Origin of the sequence: Sphingorhabdus sp. EL138 (assembly GCF_900258045.1) — a bacterium.
Classification (GTDB): domain Bacteria; phylum Pseudomonadota; class Alphaproteobacteria; order Sphingomonadales; family Sphingomonadaceae; genus Parasphingorhabdus.
This window is the reverse complement of sequence record NZ_OGVD01000004.1, coordinates 182,834-204,524: the sequence shown is the minus strand read 5'-3', so window position 1 is coordinate 204,524 and position 21,691 is coordinate 182,834. Positions and strand designations below refer to the sequence as shown.

The 21,691-nt window shown below is 54.0% G+C and carries 17 protein-coding genes; 9 read left to right on the top strand and 8 right to left on the bottom strand.

Annotated features, from left to right (window positions below):
* The first annotated feature begins 77 nt into the window (after positions 1–77).
* The 6 genes from DK507_RS10850 to DK507_RS10825 all read left to right on the top strand — a co-directional run bounded on the left by DK507_RS10850 (position 78) and on the right by DK507_RS10825 (position 13,074).
* On the top strand, positions 78–1,724 hold the full coding sequence (locus DK507_RS10850; protein ID WP_109356422.1) for an acetolactate synthase large subunit: 1,647 nt from the start codon (positions 78–80) through the stop codon (positions 1,722–1,724).
* Between the two features lie 11 nt (positions 1,725–1,735).
* A complete protein-coding gene (locus tag DK507_RS10845; RefSeq protein WP_109356421.1) occupies positions 1,736–3,172 on the top strand; it encodes an aldehyde dehydrogenase family protein in 1,437 nt (478 codons plus the stop codon).
* A 258-nt stretch (positions 3,173–3,430) separates the two neighbouring features.
* Positions 3,431–4,831, top strand: coding sequence for a multiheme c-type cytochrome (locus tag DK507_RS10840; RefSeq protein ID WP_109357627.1), 1,401 nt, complete (start codon positions 3,431–3,433; stop codon positions 4,829–4,831).
* Positions 4,831–6,831: a heme-binding protein gene (locus DK507_RS10835; protein WP_109356420.1), complete on the top strand. Its 2,001-nt coding sequence runs from the start codon at positions 4,831–4,833 to the stop codon at positions 6,829–6,831. The genes DK507_RS10840 and DK507_RS10835 overlap by 1 nt, the downstream gene beginning before the upstream one ends.
* 5 nt (positions 6,832–6,836) lie before the next feature.
* Positions 6,837–8,945 (top strand): hypothetical protein, encoded by a 2,109-nt coding sequence (locus tag DK507_RS10830; RefSeq protein WP_216822383.1) that lies wholly within the window; start codon positions 6,837–6,839, stop codon positions 8,943–8,945.
* Between the two features lies 1 nt (position 8,946).
* Positions 8,947–13,074, top strand: a complete 4,128-nt coding sequence (locus tag DK507_RS10825) for a hypothetical protein (RefSeq protein WP_109356419.1) — start codon at positions 8,947–8,949, stop codon at positions 13,072–13,074.
* Positions 13,075–13,218: 144 nt separating this feature from the next.
* Here the strand turns inward: DK507_RS10825 and DK507_RS10820 are convergent, their stop codons facing one another.
* Positions 13,219–13,647, bottom strand: a complete 429-nt coding sequence (locus DK507_RS10820; protein ID WP_109356418.1) for a glycine zipper 2TM domain-containing protein — start codon at positions 13,645–13,647, stop codon at positions 13,219–13,221.
* Between the two features lie 260 nt (positions 13,648–13,907).
* Here DK507_RS10820 and DK507_RS10815 point away from each other — a divergent pair, with 260 nt between their 5' ends.
* Together DK507_RS10815 and DK507_RS10810 are read left to right on the top strand one after the other, a co-directional pair.
* Positions 13,908–14,684, top strand: coding sequence for an SDR family NAD(P)-dependent oxidoreductase (locus DK507_RS10815; protein WP_109356417.1), 777 nt, complete (start codon positions 13,908–13,910; stop codon positions 14,682–14,684).
* Positions 14,685–14,908: 224 nt separating this feature from the next.
* A complete protein-coding gene (locus DK507_RS10810; protein ID WP_162559012.1) occupies positions 14,909–15,157 on the top strand; it encodes a hypothetical protein in 249 nt (82 codons plus the stop codon).
* A 413-nt stretch (positions 15,158–15,570) separates the two neighbouring features.
* On the opposite strand, the gene DK507_RS10805 is transcribed toward DK507_RS10810, so the two are convergent.
* The 6 genes from DK507_RS10805 to DK507_RS10780 form a co-directional block, all read right to left on the bottom strand.
* On the bottom strand, positions 15,571–15,963 hold the full coding sequence (locus tag DK507_RS10805; protein ID WP_109356415.1) for a glycine zipper 2TM domain-containing protein: 393 nt from the start codon (positions 15,961–15,963) through the stop codon (positions 15,571–15,573).
* A 124-nt stretch (positions 15,964–16,087) separates the two neighbouring features.
* Complete coding sequence (locus DK507_RS10800; protein WP_109356414.1) at positions 16,088–16,666, bottom strand: hypothetical protein; 579 nt, start codon at positions 16,664–16,666, stop codon at positions 16,088–16,090.
* A gap of 232 nt (positions 16,667–16,898) precedes the next feature.
* Positions 16,899–17,513 carry a hypothetical protein gene (locus DK507_RS10795; RefSeq protein ID WP_109356413.1) on the bottom strand — a complete coding sequence of 205 codons (615 nt, stop codon included), beginning with the start codon at positions 17,511–17,513 and terminating at the stop codon, positions 16,899–16,901.
* 373 nt (positions 17,514–17,886) lie between these two features.
* Positions 17,887–18,942 (bottom strand): VacJ family lipoprotein, encoded by a 1,056-nt coding sequence (locus DK507_RS10790; RefSeq protein WP_254054347.1) that lies wholly within the window; start codon positions 18,940–18,942, stop codon positions 17,887–17,889.
* A 150-nt stretch (positions 18,943–19,092) separates the two neighbouring features.
* Entirely contained in the window at positions 19,093–19,509 is a 417-nt protein-coding gene (locus DK507_RS10785; protein WP_216822382.1) for a hypothetical protein, read from the bottom strand.
* Positions 19,506–20,036, bottom strand: coding sequence for a hypothetical protein (locus DK507_RS10780; RefSeq protein ID WP_109356412.1), 531 nt, complete (start codon positions 20,034–20,036; stop codon positions 19,506–19,508). Before DK507_RS10780 ends, DK507_RS10785 begins: the two co-directional genes overlap by 4 nt.
* Before the next feature lie 237 nt (positions 20,037–20,273).
* Between DK507_RS10780 and DK507_RS10775 the strand changes: the two genes are divergently transcribed.
* Positions 20,274–20,579, top strand: coding sequence for a GIY-YIG nuclease family protein (locus DK507_RS10775; RefSeq protein WP_109356411.1), 306 nt, complete (start codon positions 20,274–20,276; stop codon positions 20,577–20,579).
* 309 nt (positions 20,580–20,888) lie between these two features.
* On the opposite strand, the gene DK507_RS10770 is transcribed toward DK507_RS10775, so the two are convergent.
* Complete coding sequence (locus DK507_RS10770) at positions 20,889–21,680, bottom strand: hypothetical protein (RefSeq protein WP_109356410.1); 792 nt, start codon at positions 21,678–21,680, stop codon at positions 20,889–20,891.
* Between the last annotated feature and the right edge of the window lie 11 nt (positions 21,681–21,691).

The window sequence follows — 21,691 nt, the reverse complement described above, 5'->3', positions numbered from 1 at the left end:
GGAGGGGGAAAATCATTCCGGGGTCGTTGCCATAATCTTGAGCAAATACTGATCATGCCGATCAGGGAAGGACCCACATGACCAAAGCATCTGATTTATTCGTCCAATGTCTTGAAAATGAAGGCGTAGAATATCTTTTCGGCGTTCCCGGCGAAGAAAATCTCGACATGCTGGACAGCCTGTCCCGCTCCAAGAAAATTGAATTGATCCTGACCCGGCATGAACAAGGCGCTGGCTTCATGGCTGCTACCTATGCTCGGCATACAGGTAAAACCGGGGTTTGCATGGCAACTCTCGGCCCCGGTGCGACCAATCTGGTTACCGCAGCCGCCTATGCACAGCTTGGCGGCATGCCGATCCTGATGGTAACCGGCCAGAAACCGATCAAGAAATCCAAGCAAGGCCGTTTCCAGATTCTCGATGTCGTCGACATGATGGGGCCGATTACAAAGTTCACACATCAACTTGCCTCGGCCGACAATATCCCTAGCCGTGTGCGTGAAGCGATCCGTTTGGCCGAGGAAGAAAAACCCGGCGCGTCCCATATCGAGTTTCCAGAAGATGTCGCGGACGAGCAGACCGATTCGGTTCCGATCAAACCCAGCCTCTCGCGCCGTCCGATTGCCGAAGCCAAAGCGGTGCGCGCAGCAACCAAAAAGATTGAGAGCGCTAAGTCTCCCATCCTCGTTATTGGCGGCGGAGCCAACCGCACCACCACCGGCCGGATGCTGACCCAGTTTATCGAGAAAACCGGCATTCCCTTTGTCACAACGCAATTGGGTAAAGGCGTGGTCGATGAAACAAATAAGGAATTTATGGGCTGTGCCGCTTTGTCCGCAAATGATTTCGTGCATAGCGCGATTGAATCCGCCGACCTGATCATCAATGTTGGCCATGACGTAATCGAGAAACCGCCTTTCTTCATGAAAGACGGCGGCACCGAAGTTATTCACGTCTCAATGAACACAGCGGAAGTTGACCCGGTCTATTTCCCACAAATCGAAGTTATTGGCGACATTGGCAACGCCATTTGGCAGATGAAGGAAGATATTGTTCCTTCCGGCTCTTGGAATTTTGATCACATGTACAAAGCACGGGCGGCTGAAGAAGAGCATACGGCAACGATGGACGACGACATGCGTTGCCCGATTTATCCACCGCATCTTGTGAAGGTCATTCGCGAACAAATGCCTGCCGATGGTATAATCTGCCTCGACAATGGCGTTTATAAAATCTGGTTTGCGCGCAACTACAAAGCTCGTCAGGCGAACACCGTGTTGCTTGATAACGCTCTGGCAACCATGGGCGCCGGCCTGCCGTCGGCCATGGCATCGGCGATGGTCTATCCTGATCGCAAAGTAATGGCAATTTGCGGCGATGGCGGCTTTATGATGAACAGTCAGGAGATGGAAACAGCGGTTCGGCTGAAGCTCAATATCACCGTGCTGATTCTGAATGACAGCAGCTATGGTATGATTCGCTGGAAGCAGGCCAATATGGGCTTCAAGGATTGGGGCCTGACCTATGACAATCCGGATTTTGTTAAATATGCCGAAAGCTATGGCGCCCATGGTCACCGGATCACCAGCGCGAAAAATTTGCAGGAAACGATCGACAAATGCCTGAACAGCGAAGGCGTGCATCTGATCGATTGTCCGGTGGACTATTCGGATAATGACCGTATCCTCAACAATGAGATCAAGGAACTCAGCGCGAAGATTTAAGAGGATAGCCCATGACAAAACTCAAAGACGTTTATCCGCTTTATCTCAATAACGTAGCCGCCCAGCCGAATACCGATCTGGAAGTCACGGACAAGTTTACCAACGAGGTCGCTTTCCGGACAGCGCTGGCGACACCGGATGTTATTGAAGAAGCCATTGCCGGAGCAGTCAAAGCCGCCGAACCCATGGCGCGCATGGCGAGCTATGAACGGCAAAATGTGCTGCAGCACTGCGTCACCCGTTTTCAGGAACGGTTTGATGAACTTGCTTATTCGCTTTGTGTTGAAGCAGGCAAACCCATCAAGGATGCCGAAGGGGAAGTCGGTCGGCTGATCGATACATTCCGGATAGCCGCCGAGGAGGCGGTCCGTAACTATGGGGAAGTCCAGCCGCTGGACATTTCCGAGCGCGCCAAAGGCTATCAAGGTATGTGGAAGCGCGTGCCGATTGGACCGTGCAGCTTTATTTCACCTTTTAACTTTCCGCTGAATTTGGCGGCACATAAAATTGCACCAGCTATTGCTGTGGGCTGCCCTTTTGTCATGAAGCCGGCATCAAAAACGCCGCTGGGTGCCATCATCATGGGTGAGGTTCTCGCCGAGACCGATTTACCCAAAGGCGCTTTTTCGATCTTGCCGGCTAGCCGTGACGGCGCAGACCTGTTCACAGTGGATGAACGCCTGAAGCTGCTGTCCTTTACCGGCTCTCCTGGTGTGGGCTGGGATCTCAAAGCTAAGGCGGGCAAGAAACCCGTCATCCTAGAACTGGGCGGCAATGCTGCGGTCATTGTCGATCATGATGCTGACTTAGATGATGCCCTTGAGCGGATCATTTTCGGCGCGTTCTATCAGTCGGGTCAAAGCTGCATCGGTGTGCAGCGGATCATAATCCATGAATCTGTCTACAACACTTTCAAGGACATGCTTGTCGCTAGAACCAAAACCCTTATTGCCGGTGATCCCAAAGACCGTGACACCTTCATCGGTCCGATGATTTCCGAAGGCGAAGCCAAACGTTTGCACGGCTGGATTGATGAAGCCATTGCTGGCGGTGCTACGTTACTTTGCGGCGGCAACCGAACCGGCAATATGCTAGAGGCAACTCTGCTGGAAAATGTAGATCGCAATGCTGCGGCCAATCGCGAAGAAGCTTTTGGACCATTGGCACTGCTCTCAAAATTCAGCGATTTCAATGCAGCACTGGACGAAGTGAACGACAGCAAATTCGGGCTGCAGGCAGGTATCTTTACCCGTGATCTGTTCAAGACTCTAGATGCCTGGGACCGGCTTGATGTCGGTGGTGTGGTGATCAATGACGTATCATCCTATCGCGTCGACAATATGCCTTATGGCGGTGTCAAGGATAGCGGGCTTGGACGGGAAGGTATCAGGTTCGCAATGGAGGACATGACGGAAATTCGCAATCTGGTCATCCGGCGGAAAGTCTAGTCTATCGAATCAGATCGCAGCAGAATTGACGGGCTGGCAATCAAAGTACCAAAAGTGGTAAATCGGCAACGTTTGTATGGTGGGTAAAGCAAAAAAAGTGATGCAAGTCATAGAAATACCGCCATATTCGAGGCTTTTTACCGTTGCATTGAGGTTTCAATGAAGCATAATAGAGGGCGTATTACATAGTTAACGACTTGGGTCGCGTCGAGCTTACAGAGGGGCCTGATCTCCGGATCAGGAAAAGCAACGATGCAAATGGGGAAGAATCTGTCGTGGAGACGTAGCTGGTCCGTGCTGGCCGCTAGTCTATTCTGTTTTGCGCTTGCTGGCGCAGCTCTGTTCATATCTTCTATCGCAACACCGGCACCGGTTGAAGCTGCCCAGGATTTGGCGAGCGGGACCCACATGGGTGTCGCATCTTGCGGCGGCACAACATGCCATGGGCGCCAGGAAGCCGATGGCGAAGTGGTGCGGCAGGACGAATTGATGCGCTGGCAGGAAGAGTCCACCCCGGGCGGTGCCCATAGCCGCGCCTTTCGTGTGCTACGCGAACCCCGCAGCATTGCGATGGCCAAGCGGCTTGGGATAAAAGATGCATCCTCGTCCCGGCAATGCCTTGGATGTCACAGTACACCAGCAGCAAAAAAAGGCCCCCGCTTCCAGCTTAGCGACGGTGTTGGCTGTGAAGCCTGCCATGGCCCATCTTCCGGCTGGCTTTCGGCCCATTATGCCGTTGGCGCCAACCATGCCCGCAATGTTTCGCTCGGATTGAAACCGCTGGACAACCCCAAAGTTCGCGCTGACAATTGCCTTGATTGTCACTTTGGCAGCGCAAAAAGCGGTCAGTTTGTCGATCACCGGATCATGGCCGCGGGGCATCCCCGCATTTCCTTTGAACTCGACCTCTTCTCCACCCTGCAGCAGCATCATGACGAAGATGTCGATTACATCCGGCGCAAGGGAAAGACTAACGCAGTGCGTTTTTGGGCCGTCGGACAATCGATGGCATTAGAACGTTCACTGAGCCTCTTTTCAAAACCTGCCTTGGCACAAGAAGGCATTTTCCCCGAATTCTATTTCTACGATTGTCACAGCTGCCACCGCCGCATCTATGACGAAGCATCGGCACGTCCGACGTCCGTCAACAATCCCGGTCGCCCCATTCCAGAGGGCATGCCGCCTTATAATGATGAAAACATGATCATGCTGAGTGCGGCCATTAAAGTCGCAGCTCCGGATATGGCGGAGCAGTTCGAATCCCGATCCAAGGCTTTCCACGCGGCGATGACCCAAGGCCGCGGACCGGCTGTCCAGGCTGCTGCCAGACTGCGTCAGACCGCGCGGGCTTTGGCGGATCGCTTCTCTCGCGCCAGCTTTGGCCGAAATCAGACCTTCCAGATCATGGAAACCATCGCCGGACAGGCAATCTCGCCGCGCTTCACCGATTATGAAGGCAGCGTACAAGCCGTGATGGCAATCGATACGTTGCTCAATGGATTGGTGAACGGTGGTCAGGTCAGCGAGTCTGCTGCCTCCAGCCTGCGCGGCCAGATCAACGTGGCCTATAAGGCTGTCGATGATCCCAATAGCTATAAACCGCTGCAATTCCGCCGTGCGCTCGGCAGTGCGGTGAGAACGATAAGGGCATTACGATAATGCGGAACATCCGTTTCACTACTGCAATTTCGGCAGCTGCCTTGATCCTGACCTCTTGCGGTGGCGGTGGTGGCAGCAATGATTTTGGCGGAGACCCAGCCCCTGCACCAGCTCCTGCCCCCACGCCAACGCCAACACCAATTGATGGCAACGGTGGAGCATTTACGCCTCCTGCCCAAGAATCGCTTAGCGTTACGGATGTGCAAACCATCATTGCGCAAGCCGTCGGAGAAGCAACTGCGCGCAACCTGCCTTCGGTTATCGCCGTTACCGATCGGGTCGGCAACGTACTGGCCGTTTTTCGTATGAACGGCGCGGCCGCAACGGCTACTACCAGCATATCGACGTCCACAGGCCCCAATCCCACACCTATGGACGCACAGGGTGTGGTTTTCCCGGCCGAAGCCGCGGCCATTGCCAAGGCCGTCACGGGCGCTTATCTGTCGAGTTCCGGAAATGCCTTTTCTACCCGAACAGCAAGCCAGATTGTACAGGAACATTTTCCGCCAGCACCAACGACCGCAGGCCTTGAAAGTGGCCCGTTGTTTGGCGTTCAATTCAGCCAACTTCCCTGCTCCGACCTGAACCAGCGCTTCAGTGCGGGCGGAGGAGTCAGCGCGCTGATTGGCCCGAAACGCTCTCCTATCGGTCTTGCCGCGGACCCGGGCGGCCTGCCACTTTACAAAAACGGTGTCGTGGTCGGTGCCATTGGTGTGATGGGCGATGGCGATTATGGCTTTGACCCAAATATTCTCGACACCGATGTCGACGATGAAGAGGCAATAGCACTGGCCGGTATACAGGGCTTTGCTCCCTCCGCTTCGATAACTGCAAACCGGATATCCGTTGACGGAACGTCGCTGCGTTTCAGTGACATGGTGGTTGATGATCTCTCACCGCTGCAAAGTAATTTTGCCGCAATTAACGGTACATCTGGTAATCTGGTCCCGGTGACTGGCTATAGCGATGGAACCATCGTCGCTGGTTCGGCTTATGGCACAGAAAGTTCCGGCATCCGCGCATCAACGGCCGCAGAGTTTCAGAACCGCGATGCCTTTGTTTTGACCGACGGCACCGGCACCAATCGCTTTCCAATTCGAGCCGGAACCGACGGTGCCAGTGTTGCAACCCCGCTCACGGCCGCAGAAACCCGGGCAATTTTGGAAGAGTCCTTTATCGTCATGAGCCGTGCTCGCGCGCAAATCCGGCAACCATTGGACAGCCGCGCACAAGTTTCAATTTCCATTGTTGATACTCATGGCGAGATTTTGGGCATTGTCCGTTCTCCCGACGCACCGATTTTCGGCACCGATGTATCGTTACAAAAAGCGCGAACGGCGTCCTTCTTTTCGAACAGTGTTGCTGCGGCCGACCTTTTGGGTAATCCGGATGGTGATGTCGCTGCCTTTGTTGGACGCGTGCGTACGTTTTTAAATGATCCTAACGCCCTCACCGGAACCGTGGCCTTTGCCGACCGGTCCGGCGGCAACCTGGCCCGCCCCTATTTCCCTGATGGCGAGTTGGGGCGGCCCAATGGCCCCTTGTCGCGACCGATTGACCAGTTCAATCCATTTGCAACCGGACTGCAAGTCGCGCTCACCATCGGTAATATTGCTGGCCATCTCAATTTCATTTCCGGCGTTTCGGCAACCGACACAGGGGAACGCTGCACCAACACGCCGGATGCCGCGGCAGGGCAGAACCGTCTTGAAAATGGCATCCAGATTTTCCCGGGCAGCGTTCCGATCTATCGTGGTGACCAGCTTGTCGGCGGCCTCGGCGTATCCGGAGATGGCATCGACCAGGATGATATGATCAGCTTTCTTGGCCTGCACAATGCCGGGCTGCGGGTAGGTGGCATTGGCAATGCGCCAAAAGCCATTCGCGCCGACAATGTCGTGGTTGATCTTGGCGATGCACAGGTCCGTTTACGCTATGTAAACTGTCCGTTTGCGCCGTTTCTCGACACCGATGACCAAAATGTCTGCGAGGGACTGTAAAGAAAGTGCCTGCATTATCCTCCTCTTTCCTGCCGATTATGACGGTGATGTCGGGTCAAGCCGAACAGATGGAAGCTCAGCGCCTCTCCATTGAAGAAATGGAAAGCTCGCTCACAGCTTTGCTGGCAAGCGAGCAGTTTGATTGGATACGTGTCGAGAATTCGGATTTTGACCTTGCTGAAATAGATGCAGGCGCTGGCTTGATGGCCGTCGGCGGACCCGATCCCGAAGAAGAAGCCGCAGCCGAAACGGCTGAACCACCAGCTACAGATCCCGCAATCGTAGAACCCGAGGCCGCCCAGCCAGAACAATTGGAAATGGATTTTGACGGCTTGGAAGCCGATGAGGCGTTAATCGATGGTCGCCGTCGTCCCGGCGTGCCCAAGGAACTGCCAGACCGCATTACCCAGAATAATCCCGGCGCAGTTAGTGCGCCGCCGCCAGAAGCATTTCCGACCGATGAATTTCCCGTCCCCGACCGCTGGCGGATATTGCAAACCCTATGCCCGCAAAAAGGCGGTGATCAGTCGATCTATAAAGTATTCGGCGCACTGAAGAATAATTGCAGCAATACGTCCAACCCATATGCGCAAAATGTATTGAAAGGCGACAAGCCGATCCCGGCGGACAAAAAGCCGTCCTTTCTGAAGGGCGATGACTGGTTCTTTGTCGTCAACGCGATATCGGACACCGTCATCGAGCCGCGCAGCTTCCCAATCCCGGTCGGTGTGCAAACAACCGAGCGGGACAATAGCATTGATGTTTTCGGCCGCTCCGGTTCCGAAGTCTACGCCCAAACCTTCATCACTGGTTTCGCGCTGATCAAAGGCTCAACTGCCTACAAACCACCTGATGTGGAGTACCGCCTGACGCTTGCTACGCAGATCAACCATGTGAATGTTCCCGAACGCCGCGTGCTGTTTGTCGAACCTTCAAAAACCTCCAACCGCACCGACTGGTTTGTCGGCGTGCAGGAAGCGTTTTTCGACTATCATATCCGTAACACTTCCGCGCGTTATGACTTTGACAGCTTCCGTATCGGTATCCAGCCGATGCAGGCCGATTTCCGCGGCTTCCTGTTTCAGGATAATCAACTCGGTTTCCGCCTGTTCGGCACGCGTGACAATAACCGCATCCAATATAATCTTGGCGCCTTCGTGCAGCTGGAAAAAGACACGAACAGCGGCCTCAATGATATCACCCAAACGCCGCGCGAAAGCTATATTTTCTTCGCCAATCTCTATCGTCAGGATTTACCTTTTGTCGGCCTGACCAGCCAGTTCAGCGTCACCTATAATATGAACCGCGAAAAGAACGATATCGAGATTGACGACAATGGTTTTCCGGTTCGCCCTGCCCTGATCGGCGACTTGCGCGGCCGCGCCTACGATGTTGTTTATCCCGGCTATGCGGTGGATGGCCGGATCGGACGAATTAACGTGACCGGGCAGATTTATGGTGCTTTCGGCGAAGATCGCAACAGCATATTCACCAGCGAACCGGCCAAAATCGCTGCCTATTTCGCGGCGGCGGAAGCAAGCTATGATGTCGACTTCCTACGCTTTCGGGCATCCGGCCTGTTCGCCAGTGGAGACGGCAATCCCTATAATAATACGGAAGCCGGGTTTGATGCCATTTTTGAAAACCCGATTTTTGCCGGTGCTGATACCAGTTACTGGATCCGGCAGACCATCCCGTTTGCAGGCGGCGGGCGTGCAATCAGCATCAATGGCCGGAACGGTATCCTCAATTCCTTGCGGTCTTCCAAGGAGCAGGGGCAGAGCAATTTCAACAACCCCGGTACGATTTTGGCGGGCGTTGGCGTTGATGCCGACCTGACGCCGGATTTTCGTTTGTCGGCCAATGCCAATCATCTTTGGTTCCACAAGACGGAAAGCCTTGAAGCGCTGCGTGTCGAGGGCTCGATACCTAAAGATATCGGCTGGGATTTGTCAGCGGCAGCCATTTATCGTCCCAACGCCAACCAGAACTTAGTTTTCCGCTTATCGGGTGCGGCGCTGCTCCCCGGCAAAGGCTTTGAAGACTTGTTCGATCAAACCGATAAGCGCGATTTCCATTATTCCATTCTCTTCAACGCGATACTGGCTTTCTGATATGCGGTCTCTCAATCTTCTCTCCCGATATAAGCGTTTCTTCATCGCTGGACTCGGCATCGCTGGACTGAGCGTTGCAGGAACACCAGCGCTACTTGCCGCAGGAAAAGAGAAACCTCAGAAGATTGACTATACGTTCACACCACCAGCGCCGCAGAACCAGACATGGGATGCTGCAAACACAAAAAGCACCGGCTGTGTTTCCTGCCATACCGACAGCGACCAGAAAACGATGCACGAGACGCCTGCTGTGGTGCTCGGCTGCGTCGACTGTCACGGCGGCGACGCTAGCGTTACCGGCGACAATGCATGGGGCAAGAAAAGCCCGCAATATATGCATGCGCTGAAAAAAGCGCATGTCCTCCCCAAATATCCCGAGAGCTGGCACTGGCCTTCGTCCGCCAATCCGAAGCGCAGCTACACATTGCTGAATAAGGAATCCCCTGAATTTGTCCGCTTCGTCAACCCGTCAGATTACCGCGTCGCGCGGGAATCCTGTGGTGCTTGCCATATGGAAATTATCGAAGCGTCTGAGCGATCCCTGATGGCAACCGGAGCTATGCTCTGGGGCGGCGCGGCTTATAATAACGGTATCGTGCCGTTTAAAAATTATGTCTTCGGTGAAGCCTATACCCGCAAAGGCCTGCCCGCGACGATCAAGTCCCCAGGAAATCCACATGGCACGGTAACGGACGAACAGAAGAAACGTGGCGCGTTGCCCATTCTCTATCCCCTGCCCACTTGGCACACGATACCGCCCGGTGATGTTTTCCGCGTGTTTGAACGCGGCGGACGCAATATCAATACGCAATTCCCTGAAATCGGCTTGCCAAACATTGGCGGAATCATTCAGCGACTGGAGGAACCGGGCCGTCCGGACCTGAAACAATCCAACCGCGGTCCCGGCACAGGGCTGCGCGTTGCCATTCCGGCTCTGAATATTCACAAGACCCGGCTGAACGATCCGTTCACGTGGTTCATGGGCACTAATGACCAGCCCGGTGACTATCGCCAGTCCGGCTGCGCCAGTTGCCATGTGGTCTATGCCAATGACCGCGAGCCGCGCCACAGCCTGATCTGGGCCAAATATGGCCGCGACGGACAGACGCAAACCAAAGATCCAACGATCCGTAACCTGAAAGAGGGTGAGCACCGCGTCGGCAAATTTGGGACCTATGACGCTTCCTATAGCAAGAAGGGCGGCCATGATGACGGACATGGCAATGATCACAGCACCGACATAGACCCGGCGAAACGGGAAAAAGGACATCCTATCCAGCATGCCTTCACCCGCGCCATTCCAACTGCCCAGTGCATGAACTGTCACATGCACCAGCCCAATATCTTCCTGAACAGCTTCCTCGGCTATACGATGTGGGACTATGAGTCCGATGCCCCGCTGATGTGGCCCGGTCCGAACAATACCACGCCGCGGCCCGAGGGCATGAGTGATGAGGAATATCAGAAAACTTATAAACAGCAGAAATATCCTGATGCCGAAGAAGTGCGCAAGATCCTCGACCGCAATCCAGAAGCCGCTTCACCCAAAGGTCTTTGGGGCGAGCTTGATTTCCTGCGCAATGTCTATGATCTCAACAGCGAAGCCAAGGACACACAATTTGCTGACTATCACGGTCATGGCTGGAATTTCCGCGCCATATTGAAACGCGATCGCGATGGCAATCTGCTCGACGAAGATGGCGATATTGTCGACAATGATGATCCTGAAAAATTCCGCCGCGAGGACGAAGAAAAATTCGTCGAACCCGGGATCAACCCTGGCAAGTCCGTCCACATGATGAGTATCCATGCCGAAGTCGGCATGCAATGCGCGGATTGTCATTTCGCCCAGGACAGCCATGGCAATGGTCTGATCTATGGCGAGGTCGCCAATGCGGTGGAGATAAACTGCAAAGACTGCCATGGTACGGCCGATGAATATCCGACATTGATGACATCCAATCTGGCGGCGCGGCCGAAGGGCAAGAACTTGAACCTGCTGCGCAATGCGGATGGTCAGCGCCGCTTTGAATGGATGCAGGATGCCAATGGCAAGCGTGTGTTGATCCAGCGTTCCATCGTGGACCCAGACCTCAGCTGGCGGGTCAGTCTGGTCAAAGACAGCGTTGACCGTTCGCATCCTGACTTTAACCTGAAATCGGCACGCGCCAAGCTGATGTCCAGGACCGGCGCCGAGACAGGGAAATACAGTTTTGGTACTGGCGTACCCGCTGCTGATCGGGCCCATAAAGATGAAAATATGGTGTGCTTCACCTGTCACTTGAGCTGGACGACCAGTTGTGGCGGCTGCCATTTGCCGATTGAAGCCAACTGGCAAACGGAAAGCCACAAATATGAAGGCGGCACCACACGTAACTACGCCACCTATAACCCGCAGGTCGCCCGTGATCAGATGTTCCAGCTTGGCCGTCACCAGACGACCAAGGGGAGCATTATCGCACCGGTACGGTCAACCTCGGCGCTGGTGCTCTCCTCAACCAATATCAACCGTGAACGCATCTATGTGCAGCAGCCGCCCATATCGGCCATCGGTTTCTCCAGCCAAGCCTTTGCACCACACTTCCCGCACACCGTTCGCAAGACCGAGACCAAGCAATGTTCCGATTGTCACTTGAGCGAAGCCAATGACAATAATGCCATCATGTCTCAGCTGCTTTTGCAGGGTACAAACTTCGTGAACTTTGTTGGCCTGCATGCCTGGGTAGGCATGGACAAGGGCTTTGAAGCGGTACGTGTGACAGAATGGGATGAACCCCAAGCAGTCATCGGTTCCTATCTGCAAAAATATGCGTATCCCGATTATTGGCGGATGCATGTGGAAGATAATGGGCGCGAACTCATCAACTGGGTGCGCGGCGAGCGGCTCGATGCCAATCTGTCTGGCGAGACCAAAGCTCTGGAAGAATTTGCCAATGTGGTTCAGGGCACCGGGGACAGCGTCCGCTGCTTGCAGCTGCGCGGTGAATATATGTTTGTCGCAGAGGGTAAAGGCGGGTTCCGCGCCTATGACGTTGCCTCGATCGGCAACAAGGGTTTTTCCGAACGGATCGTCAAGGCCCCCTTCTCTTCCCTGGGTCATGACACCCATGTCGACACGAAAAACGCGACCTGCATGGCATTGTCGACCAACCAGCCAGTTGCACCGGAACGCAACACGGCCGAGCTCCGCGAGATTAATGAGGAACAGGCGTTCCATCCGATTTATAATTATGCCGTTGTTACCGACAGCGAAGAAGGTTTAATTCTCGTGGACATCAATACGCTGGCCGACGGCGAGTTCCGCAACAATTTCTTCAAGCGCGCCGTTACCTGGAATGCGGACGGGGTCTTGAACGGCGCCAAGCATATCACATTGGCCGGTCATTATGTCTACATCACCGCCGCGAGTGGGCTGGTTGTCATTGACCTCAACGATCCGTTGAAACCCCGCCATGTCATCACCATGCCGATGACAGATGCCCGGGCGTCAGCCTTGCAGTTCCGCTATCTTTGGGTAACCGATGCTGATGGTGTGAAGCTGTTCAATGTGACAGATATGGAAAAGCCGGTTCCGGTAGAGTCCGGGACAATCCCACTCAACAATGCACGCCGTCTCTATCTGGCCCGCACCTATGCTTACATCGCGGCAAAAGACGAAGGTTTGGTGATTGCCAATATCACCAAACCGGAAGCACCAGTTATCTATCGCAAGGAAACATTTGGCGGCCAGATGAATGACGCAGAAGACGTCATTGTCGGTTCCACCAATGCCACTCTGTTTGCCTATGTCGCCGACGGCCGCAATGGTCTGAAAGTCATTCAGCTGACTTCTCCAGACAGCCAGCCGAACTATTATGGTTTTTCACCGCCGCCGATGCCGGAACTAATTGCCTTTGCCCGTACCCCCAAACCCGCATTGGCCTTGTCCAAAGGACTGGATCGTGACCGGGCAGTGGATGAAACCGGTGGACAGATGGCCGTGTTTGGTCGGCTAGGCTCCCGGCCATTTACCCGCAGTGAAATGCAGCGCTTTTATCTCAACAGCAAGGGCAAGCCCTATTTCGTGAAGGACGAGGTTGATTTATCGGACTGGATCGGCCCTGTACCGCCAATGCTGGCGCGCCGGTGATACATCGGATAGACTGACAAAGAAACGGGGACCGGAGCTTACGACCACGGTCCCCTTTCCTCGATACGCGACGCGAGGAATATAGGCCCTCTGTATTCAAAGACAGAATACAGAGGGCTTATCTTCAATCTCCATGCGATCCCATCAGCAGTTGCGATCAATCGCCCGACCGGCAAGCGCACCAACTGCACCGCCAATGATCGTGCCTTCGGTCTTGCTACCGCGGCCAGCCACTTCATTGCCCAGCAGTCCGCCAGCAATAGCACCGATTATGGTGCCGCCCGTGCCGCGATCACATCCGCGATAACGACGACGATCATTGCGATAACGACGCTTGTCGCGATAATAACGACGCTTTTCACGATAAGCACGACGATCCCGGCGGTCATAATAACGGTCATCCCGGTAATAATCGCCACGACGATAATAGCGGCGGTCATCACCAACATGCTGATAATAGCCGTCGTTATAGCCTTGATAATAACCACCACGCGCTTCAGCGGGCGTTGCAAAGGCCATCGCCGAAATAGCAGCGGTGGTGATGGCGAGTGTTCCTAAAACCTTGTTGATCATTGCTTCTACTCCAAAAGGATTGTCGTGATCCGACTCGTTTGATGCCCGACGAGATTGGTTCTAGGTGAAGTGGATTGACCGCTTGCTGAATGTTGGTTTTATCTGAGGTTCATATTCAACGCGATTTTTATGAACATATTAAAAGTTTCGCTTATCTACCAATGTCTTGAGTGTCCTATTTTTCGCTCCTAACCTTTTGAATGATTGCTGCTACCGCCTTCCACCGATAACTAGATGGCAAGAAATTTTGGGAGAAGGTCATGCAACTGAAAGGCAAAACTGCCGCTATTACGGGCGGCACTGCGGGTATAGGACGCGGCATAGCGGAGGTCTTTCTGGCGGAGGGCGCAAATGTCGCGTTATTTGCCCGTAATCCTGAAAAGGGCGCAAAGGTTATCGAAGAACTGAACGTCGGTGATCGCGCCATTTTCATCGCTGGCGATGTCATGCAGCAAGAGTCAGTTGAGGATTTTGTGGACCAGACGGTCGCAAATTTCGGTACGGTCGATATTCTCGTCAACAATGCCGGCGGTGCTGGTGATCTTGCTCCGCTCGTCGATCTGACCGATGAGGCCTTTGATGAAGCGATGAAGTGGAATATCTACGCGACATTCTGGGCAACCCGCCGGGCGCTAAAGCCCATGATCGCTCAGCAATCCGGTCGCGTCATCAATATCAGTTCGACCGAAGGCAAGATGGGCAAGCCAACTTTCGCGCCATATACGATCGCCAAGCACGGCATAAACGGCATGACCAAGGCGGTGGCCCAGGAAGTGGGCACAATGGGCATTACCGTCAATTCTATCTGTCCTGGCCTGGTACTGACCGATCTCATTCTCGATAACGGGCCGACCACTGCCGAAGGCCTCGGCATGACATTCGAGGAAATGATCGACATGTTTTCTCAAGAAAGCGCGCTTAAACGACCGAACACGGTGGAGGAAGTCGCTGCGATGGCATTGCTGCTTGCCTCTGATGCTGGTGCCGGGATTACCGGTGCAGCACTGAGCGTCGACGGCGGAACAGCGCCCTACTAAAGCAATCGCAGTTTCATAGCACCAGCCGCCAGGCGAAACCTGCAAACTGCCTTAAACCCATCCTGTGGGAATATCCTCCGGTTTTACACGAGTAAATCCGGACCGTTCCTGTGCTTGCAACAACAGCAAGATCCTGAACAGGCTGATTGGTGACATTTCCCAAAAGAGAAAACCATTTATTGGCTTATTTTCCCATTTATTGGTTTTCAAGAAAACTCTTAATAATGAAAAATAAGCATAACCTATTGTATTATATAAGTTTATCAAAACTGGCACGCCCTATGCAATGCTATGGACATCTTCGCAAACACAACCGCGAAAAACCAAATTTAGCCCAGAAGGAATTTAAAATGTCGAACGTAAATATACAAAACCAAGTTGTTGCCGCTTTCGCCGCTCTGTTCTCCGCAGCTGTCCTGATCAGCGCCAGCGTTGGCCCAGCCGTTCAAAACACCGCTTCATTCATCGCTTAATCTCTAACCGGAATTCAAAAGGAAAATTCATCATGACCACCAACGTTCAAAACCAGGTTCTCGCCGCCTTTGCCGCTCTATTCTCTGCAGCAGTAATGATGAGCGCCAGCGTCGGTCCAGCCGCCCAAAATGCCACGTCCCTGATTATCTGATCAGGCGACCGGCTCTCAAACCCCAAAGGACTTCATCATGCCCCGTAATTTCACTGCCCAAATCACAGCCGCCATCGCCGCCCTCATCTCTTCTGCTCTTTTTGTTGGCGCCAGCATTGTCCCCGCCACACAAAATGCCGCATCCCTGATCATCTAAATCCCCCTTCCCTTTCCCCCAAATGAAAGCCCAGCCCTGAAGACCATCAGGACCGGGTTCTTCATTTCATGTACGGGCTCAAGCAAATGCCACAGCCCGATCATTTAACGGCAGCGCAATTTTCCGCGATCAATCTCCCGGCCCAGAAGCGCACCACCGGCAGCACCAAGCACAGTTCCAACCGTCCGGTCCCGACCACCATCAATTTCCCGGCCAAGTAGCGCCCCGACGGCGCCACCAATAATCAGTCCTGTCGTGCCGTCCTTGCGCTTGCAATAATAGCGCCCGTCACGGCCACGCCAGTAGCGATCCCCGCGTTTCAACCGGCGGGGCTTGTAATAGCGATCGTCATCATCATCGTCCCAGTCATCATCACTGACCCGATAGAAACCGGCGACAGGGCCACCATGATCAGTATAGCCACCCGCATCAGCTAGTGCTGGTGTAACAGGCAAAAACAGCGCCGCGGCGGTTAGGCTTAGAATCGTTTTTTTCATGTCAAACTCCCTTCGTTATGTCTGATTGTCAGAAATAACGGGAGAAATATGAACAAAACCCAACAGGACTATTCATCCTCTACAATTGTCGCCAGCCGGTTTTTCAGCTGCGACCAATGGTTGATTATTGGCACGCCTTTAGAAATTTGGTCAGCGCATCACCGGATCCATTAAGGTGCAAGCTGAACTTGTTGCCATTCAGATTTACATAGGCCCGATTGCCCTTGGCTAGCGCTGGAAAAAGCGCATGACTGGCTGGCAGATAAAATTGCGGCATGTGATAATCTTCGCCCTCAATATTGGCCGGCAACATCCGTGCCAGCACGCCGATCGACCGACGATCATCAACCCTGATCGTGAACCCAAAACGATCTTCTGCGACCAGCTCTTTCGGCGTGGCGATAATCATATTGGCAATGCGCACGCTTCCGTCTTTTTGCTTGCGGCAAGACATTGTCCATAGCTGATTGTCGGTTTCCGGAACCTGAAAGGCAACAAACGGGCTGTCGTAATCATTGTTATAATACCAGGTCATCCCGAAAGCCTGCCCCGCATCGGGATAGTGCTCGCGCGATGGAATATCCGGTCGAACGAGCTCTTCTTTTGCCGATGGCGGATTGGTTGCCTGTGCAAAAACTGGTGAGACGGTCATGGCCAGCACTGCGGTGGCCAGAGTGACGAAGCGAGAATATTTTTCTAACATAACCAATAATTTAGCATTGTGGATTGCCCCTTGTTAACCCCGGAATGACTCATAATGGGGTAAATTCACGTAAGATCAAGAAGTCTGGTTTGGCAAGCACGAACGGCCCTATCGCTATAGTCCGATCAAATGGCAGTTTTGCGCCGACACCCGATTGTAAGACGAACCGAAATAGACTCATATTGGTTCTATTTCTGTTTTTCTGTTTGGTAAGGGCGAGACCCTGATTACATTATCGGTCGAGACGCAAAGCCGCTGTGACAAACAGTGCGGCACCAAAAAGCTCCAGCGTTTCTTCTGCGAAGCGAACGGCCTCCATCACATCGAGGATCACCGCCAGACCAATAACAGCCAGGCCAATAGCCAGCGTGGACCGGCCATCATCAGCATTGAACCATGCTACTACCTGCGCCAGATGTCCGCTGCGCCAGGCCAGTATCAAAACCAGCACCGACAGGATCACAGCCAGCCCCGCGGCCAGCAGCAGGAAACCTTCCCCGGCGGCTGCCCGATAGGCGAGCATCACCAGATCCTGCGCCCCGTCCAGCTCGCCGCCGCCCGCCATTGCGGGCATGGTGAAGTCGAGAAAACGGGCGCCGAAACTGATCTCGCTCAAACAGGCGAGCAAGGCGAGCGCGCAAAAGGCAAGCCCCATCCAGGTGCGAAACAGTCGGCGATGAACACCGATCACCAAGGCTGCCAGAAACAGCAGCGCCGCCGTCATTTCGACAACGCCATCCTCCTTGAAAAAGGGCCCGTGACGAAAGTCCACTGACACGGCGGCCAGCGCCAGGATCCCAAGCCCGGCAGCGGTGTAGATCGCCAGTTCATGTCTCAGTGTAAACATCAAGACAGTTTCATGACGGTTTTGTGAAAAGTAAATGGGCCGTGGCGCGAATTACCGGAGGCTGGCTTGAACAAGCCCCATCCTGACCGATTTCAAAAAGCCCCATTTCGACAGGGGCCGTTTTCTATTCTCTTCGTTCATTCAGCGTTTCGGCGATGGTCCCGTAGATCAGACCCAGACCGAAAAAGGCCACCATCCCGATGAATAGCAGCACCGGCCACTGCATCATATGCTCCGACATATCGCATCTCCTTCCATGTCGGACAGCATGGTGGCAGCGACGCACCGGGATCGCTTTGATCCAGGTCAAATATCGGGCGGGAGACTGTTCGGAAAGCGGCCGGACCCGCAGCAGGATCCGGCCATCGGCGTCCTATTTGTCTTCGGGTTCTTTCCCGCGCAGCGCGTCAATTTCGGCCTGCCGCTGTTTCAGGTAAAGCTCTCTTGTCGCGATATAGGGATCGTCGGCTTCGCGCAGCTTCCTGAACTGCTCGTCCTGCTCGGCGCGCGTATCGAGCGAGGTGATAATCCCCGCCGGGAGAGTATAGACCAGCTCGTTAAACGGCTTTCCGACCCCGACCGGCAGGACCGACAGATCGACCACACGCCCAAACAGATCGCGAACCGTCGTCGGCCCGATCAGCGGCAGAAAAAGAAACGGCCCCGGCTCCACACCATAATAGCCCAGCGTATTGGCAAAGCCGTTATTACGCTTGGGCAGGTTGAACGGCGGTTTTTTAGCAACATCCACCAGCCCGCCAATCCCGATGGTCGAGTTGATGGTGAAGCGGCCCAGTGTTTCCATCGCCTTGCCGGGTTTGAGCTGCAGCAGATAGTTCAGGAAAACAATCGGCTCGCCCAGATTGCTGAGAAAATTGGAGATGCCGCTGCGCACCGGGCTCGGCACGGTATCTTCATAAGCCAGCGCGACGGGGCCGACCACGGCATCGTCAACATCCTGAATGATTTCGAAACTGTCGGCATTCAGCTCCTGCAGCGGGTCGATCTTTGGCGCGCGCGGACGGGCCGTGACGACGATTTCATTGCCATCGGCCGGGTCAGCCGCAAGATCGGCATCGGGGCTTAAAGGATCGACAGGCAAGAGCGGTTCGTCCAGCACCGGTGGAGGCGGCGCTGTTTCCAGCGGCGCTGGCTCCAATGGTGCCGGCTCCAGCGGCACGGGCCATGGCACCTGGCCGGGCTGGGTTGACGGCTCCGCTTCTCCCGGCGCGATGGCCAGCGCGCCGAATAGCTGCGCCTGTGCCGATAACGATGCCGGTGACAGCGACGCCGATGCAGCCGGCGCGCGCAGATCCTGCACTTCGATCCTGTCTATATCAAAGGAGTGATCCGCAATGGTTGGTGGGGGTATGGGGGTTGCCGGTGCGTGGGTCAACGCCAGGGCAAGCATAATTTCGGAAAAGCTCAATCCAATAACCTATCTTTGTGCGATCCGTCTCCGGATCAGAAAACCCTTCATCAGTCTAGCCCCGAAAATCTGAGCGTACAGAAGGAGAGCCCCGGGGGCAAGACGGTCTGTCGGCAACCGGTTCAAAAACAGGGAGCGCCAGAAGCGCTGTCAGGTACCTGCACCGCCTTTCGGGCGGGTCAACGCCCATGCCAGCAGAAACAGCAGCGCCCAGATACCGTCGATCATCGCGCCGTAAAACGCCCCGCCCTCGGCCAGGCGGCCGCTGGAATAGAGCCATAGCCCGGGTCCGAAAAAGGCGAGCTTTTCCAGCACCGCCACCAGCATCAACGGGCGATAGCGTAACGGGTCGATGGCGATCAGGACAAAGATCAGCTGGAACACCAGCGCGAGCCCATGAAAGCCATAGTAGAATTCCGGATGGGTGATCGCCGGCGGCGTTGCGGCGTTAAACCGTGCCTCCCCGAACAGGCCGAGCAACAGCACCGGAATGCCATAAAGCGCAGCGAGCGCGAAGAGGATGCGGGCGATGGATTTGCCGTTCAGGTTCACGCTGGTCAAGTTCACAGTGAAGCCCCCTTTTTGTTGACATGGTCCGCCGGGAAATCATCCCAGTGATCCTCCTGCGGCGCGACCATGTCAAGACGCGATATAGCGGCCAGAAGCGCTGAAACATCAGGCTTTTGCAATGTCCCGACATAGCGCCCGGCGCGCATCATCGGGCGATAGCGGCCTACCCGGATACGCTGAAACAGCTTTTCTAGTGTGACCTTTGGTTTTCGTCCGCCGTGCCCGTCCGAAGTCTCCGGTCCTTCGAGGATAAAATCCCACGCGGCGGCAAAACCCTTCGCCCCCGGCTTGCGGCGCAGGCGATAAGCGCTCTCCCGGCTCATCCCCACCCGCGCCGCCGCCTGTTTAACGCAGCGCGTTTCGGCCAGATAGCCAATAAACTCCGCCTGCCGCACCGGCGACCACCCGTCATGCCGTCCGCGCAGCTCCACAGGCGTAAAGGCGGGAATGCGCGAGATACGGCGATTCTGCACAGCCGCACTGCGCGGGTCGGGTTTGGGGGAGGTTGAGCGTTGGTTTTTCATGGCGCGGATTAAGCCATGGATGGGGGCGTGTAGGAAAGCGGTTTTTTGGGAGGCTGTTGAACCTGATCTTTGCCGCATGAGATCCCGAAACAAGTCCGGGATGACGAGATGAAGGGATAGTTCAGGATGACAAAATGATAGGGTAGTTCGGGATAACGAAATGAGAGTCCAAAACTGTCAAACCCCAATCGTCATCCTGAACTTGTTTCAGGATCCAAATAACGCAACCTTCAAAACATGCCCTTCCAACCCGCTACCTATATCGTCACCAACAAAGCCCGCGGCCTGCCCTATATCGGTGTCACATCAAACCTGATCCAGCGCATCCACCAACACCGCGAAGGCATCGTGCCCGGTTTCACCCAAAAATACCGCCTCAAACGGCTGGTCCATTTCGAGCAATTCGGCACCATGGAGCTAGCCATCGCCCGCGAAAAACAGCTGAAAAACTGGCACCGCCCGTGGAAGATCAACTTGATCGAAGCCACCAACCCCGACTGGCGCGACCTCGCCGAGGATCTGGGATTCGAGCCATTAAGGTAAAAAAGACCTCTTCATCCCAGTTCGTCATGCTGAACTCGTTTCAGCATCTCATCAAGGAAGCACAAAACCGCAAGAGATCCTGAAACAAGTTCAGGATGACGAAAGAGAGGAACAGGAAAGCGAAACATCGTCCTCTCCCACCGCCCCAACCATTCTTCATACCGAACTTGTTTCGGTATCTCGTACGCTCCAGTCGCCATGATGGAGCGGAGTGAGATGATTATTGGCGGTGAATTGGGTCCGGTAGCGGTTTGCTAATAAGTGTATTTAGTAAACTGTCACCGTAATCCTCGCCGTAATCCGAACTTGTTATGTACGAATAAGATCATAAACTGATATAGCTGGAAACTTTTGAAAACCGGAACTGTCAAACAATGTAAAAACAGGTTTGCATTCCTCATCGATAATTAATCGGGTATTATCTTTGTCCACCGCCAGAAACCTATCGGACAGTGATCGCAGAACAATCAATTCTTCACATTTGGGATTATTGCTTTCAAGTTGACTATATGCCAGATGGCGATCCATTTGCCCTTGGTGAAGCCCCGCGCTCACAGTCATAATAAGAGCAAATCCACCGTAAAATATCAGCTCACGCTGTATTTTATTTAGTCCGCTGCGACGCACAAAAAATTGGTCTATGACCACCCATCCGAAGATCAAAACTATATTGGCAAAAGTGAAGTGCAGGAAACCTGTTCTTGCATAAAAAATTATCACAGAAAGTAGAGCAAGTAATACGAATACTGAACCCCCAACCAATGCGATAAACATATGTGGGTTGCCTTTTGAAACTGCGAGAAATCGCGACAACTTACTCTCGCCGATAGACTCAATTTCATCATCCGTAAGATCTCTTGCGAATGAGATAAATAACTTGCCTTGCCCAATTCCAATTACGCTTCCCAGAGCCAAAAATATGTAAATGGGCAGCAATTCGCCAAGAGAAATGGCAAAAACATCTACGGGACTAGAGAAAATGTGAATCCCGTATCCAAAACTCATATAATAAAAAAGCAAATAGCTGAAGCACATCACAATATGAATGGCTGGAATCAATATCGATAAATCTTTCAATTTATCTAGGGTAACGCCTGTCATTCTATATCATC

Excerpts from the sequence above, each read along its gene's own strand:
- DK507_RS10815 (WP_109356417.1), top strand. The coding sequence starts at position 13,908 with ATGCAACTGAAAGGCAAAACTGCCGCTATTACGGGCGGCACTGCGGGT.
- DK507_RS10780 (WP_109356412.1), bottom strand. The coding sequence starts at position 20,036 with ATGAAAAACCAACGCTCAACCTCCCCCAAACCCGACCCGCGCAGTGCG.
- DK507_RS10800 (WP_109356414.1), bottom strand. The coding sequence starts at position 16,666 with ATGTTAGAAAAATATTCTCGCTTCGTCACTCTGGCCACCGCAGTGCTG.
- DK507_RS10770 (WP_109356410.1), bottom strand. The coding sequence starts at position 21,680 with ATGACAGGCGTTACCCTAGATAAATTGAAAGATTTATCGATATTGATT.
- DK507_RS10850 (WP_109356422.1), top strand. The coding sequence starts at position 78 with ATGACCAAAGCATCTGATTTATTCGTCCAATGTCTTGAAAATGAAGGC.
- DK507_RS10810 (WP_162559012.1), top strand. The coding sequence starts at position 14,909 with ATGAAAAATAAGCATAACCTATTGTATTATATAAGTTTATCAAAACTG.
- DK507_RS10820 (WP_109356418.1), bottom strand. The coding sequence starts at position 13,647 with ATGATCAACAAGGTTTTAGGAACACTCGCCATCACCACCGCTGCTATT.
- DK507_RS10845 (WP_109356421.1), top strand. The coding sequence starts at position 1,736 with ATGACAAAACTCAAAGACGTTTATCCGCTTTATCTCAATAACGTAGCC.
- DK507_RS10775 (WP_109356411.1), top strand. The coding sequence starts at position 20,274 with ATGCCCTTCCAACCCGCTACCTATATCGTCACCAACAAAGCCCGCGGC.
- DK507_RS10825 (WP_109356419.1), top strand. The coding sequence starts at position 8,947 with ATGCGGTCTCTCAATCTTCTCTCCCGATATAAGCGTTTCTTCATCGCT.
- DK507_RS10795 (WP_109356413.1), bottom strand. The coding sequence starts at position 17,513 with ATGTTTACACTGAGACATGAACTGGCGATCTACACCGCTGCCGGGCTT.
- DK507_RS10835 (WP_109356420.1), top strand. The coding sequence starts at position 4,831 with ATGCGGAACATCCGTTTCACTACTGCAATTTCGGCAGCTGCCTTGATC.
- DK507_RS10805 (WP_109356415.1), bottom strand. The coding sequence starts at position 15,963 with ATGAAAAAAACGATTCTAAGCCTAACCGCCGCGGCGCTGTTTTTGCCT.
- DK507_RS10840 (WP_109357627.1), top strand. The coding sequence starts at position 3,431 with ATGGGGAAGAATCTGTCGTGGAGACGTAGCTGGTCCGTGCTGGCCGCT.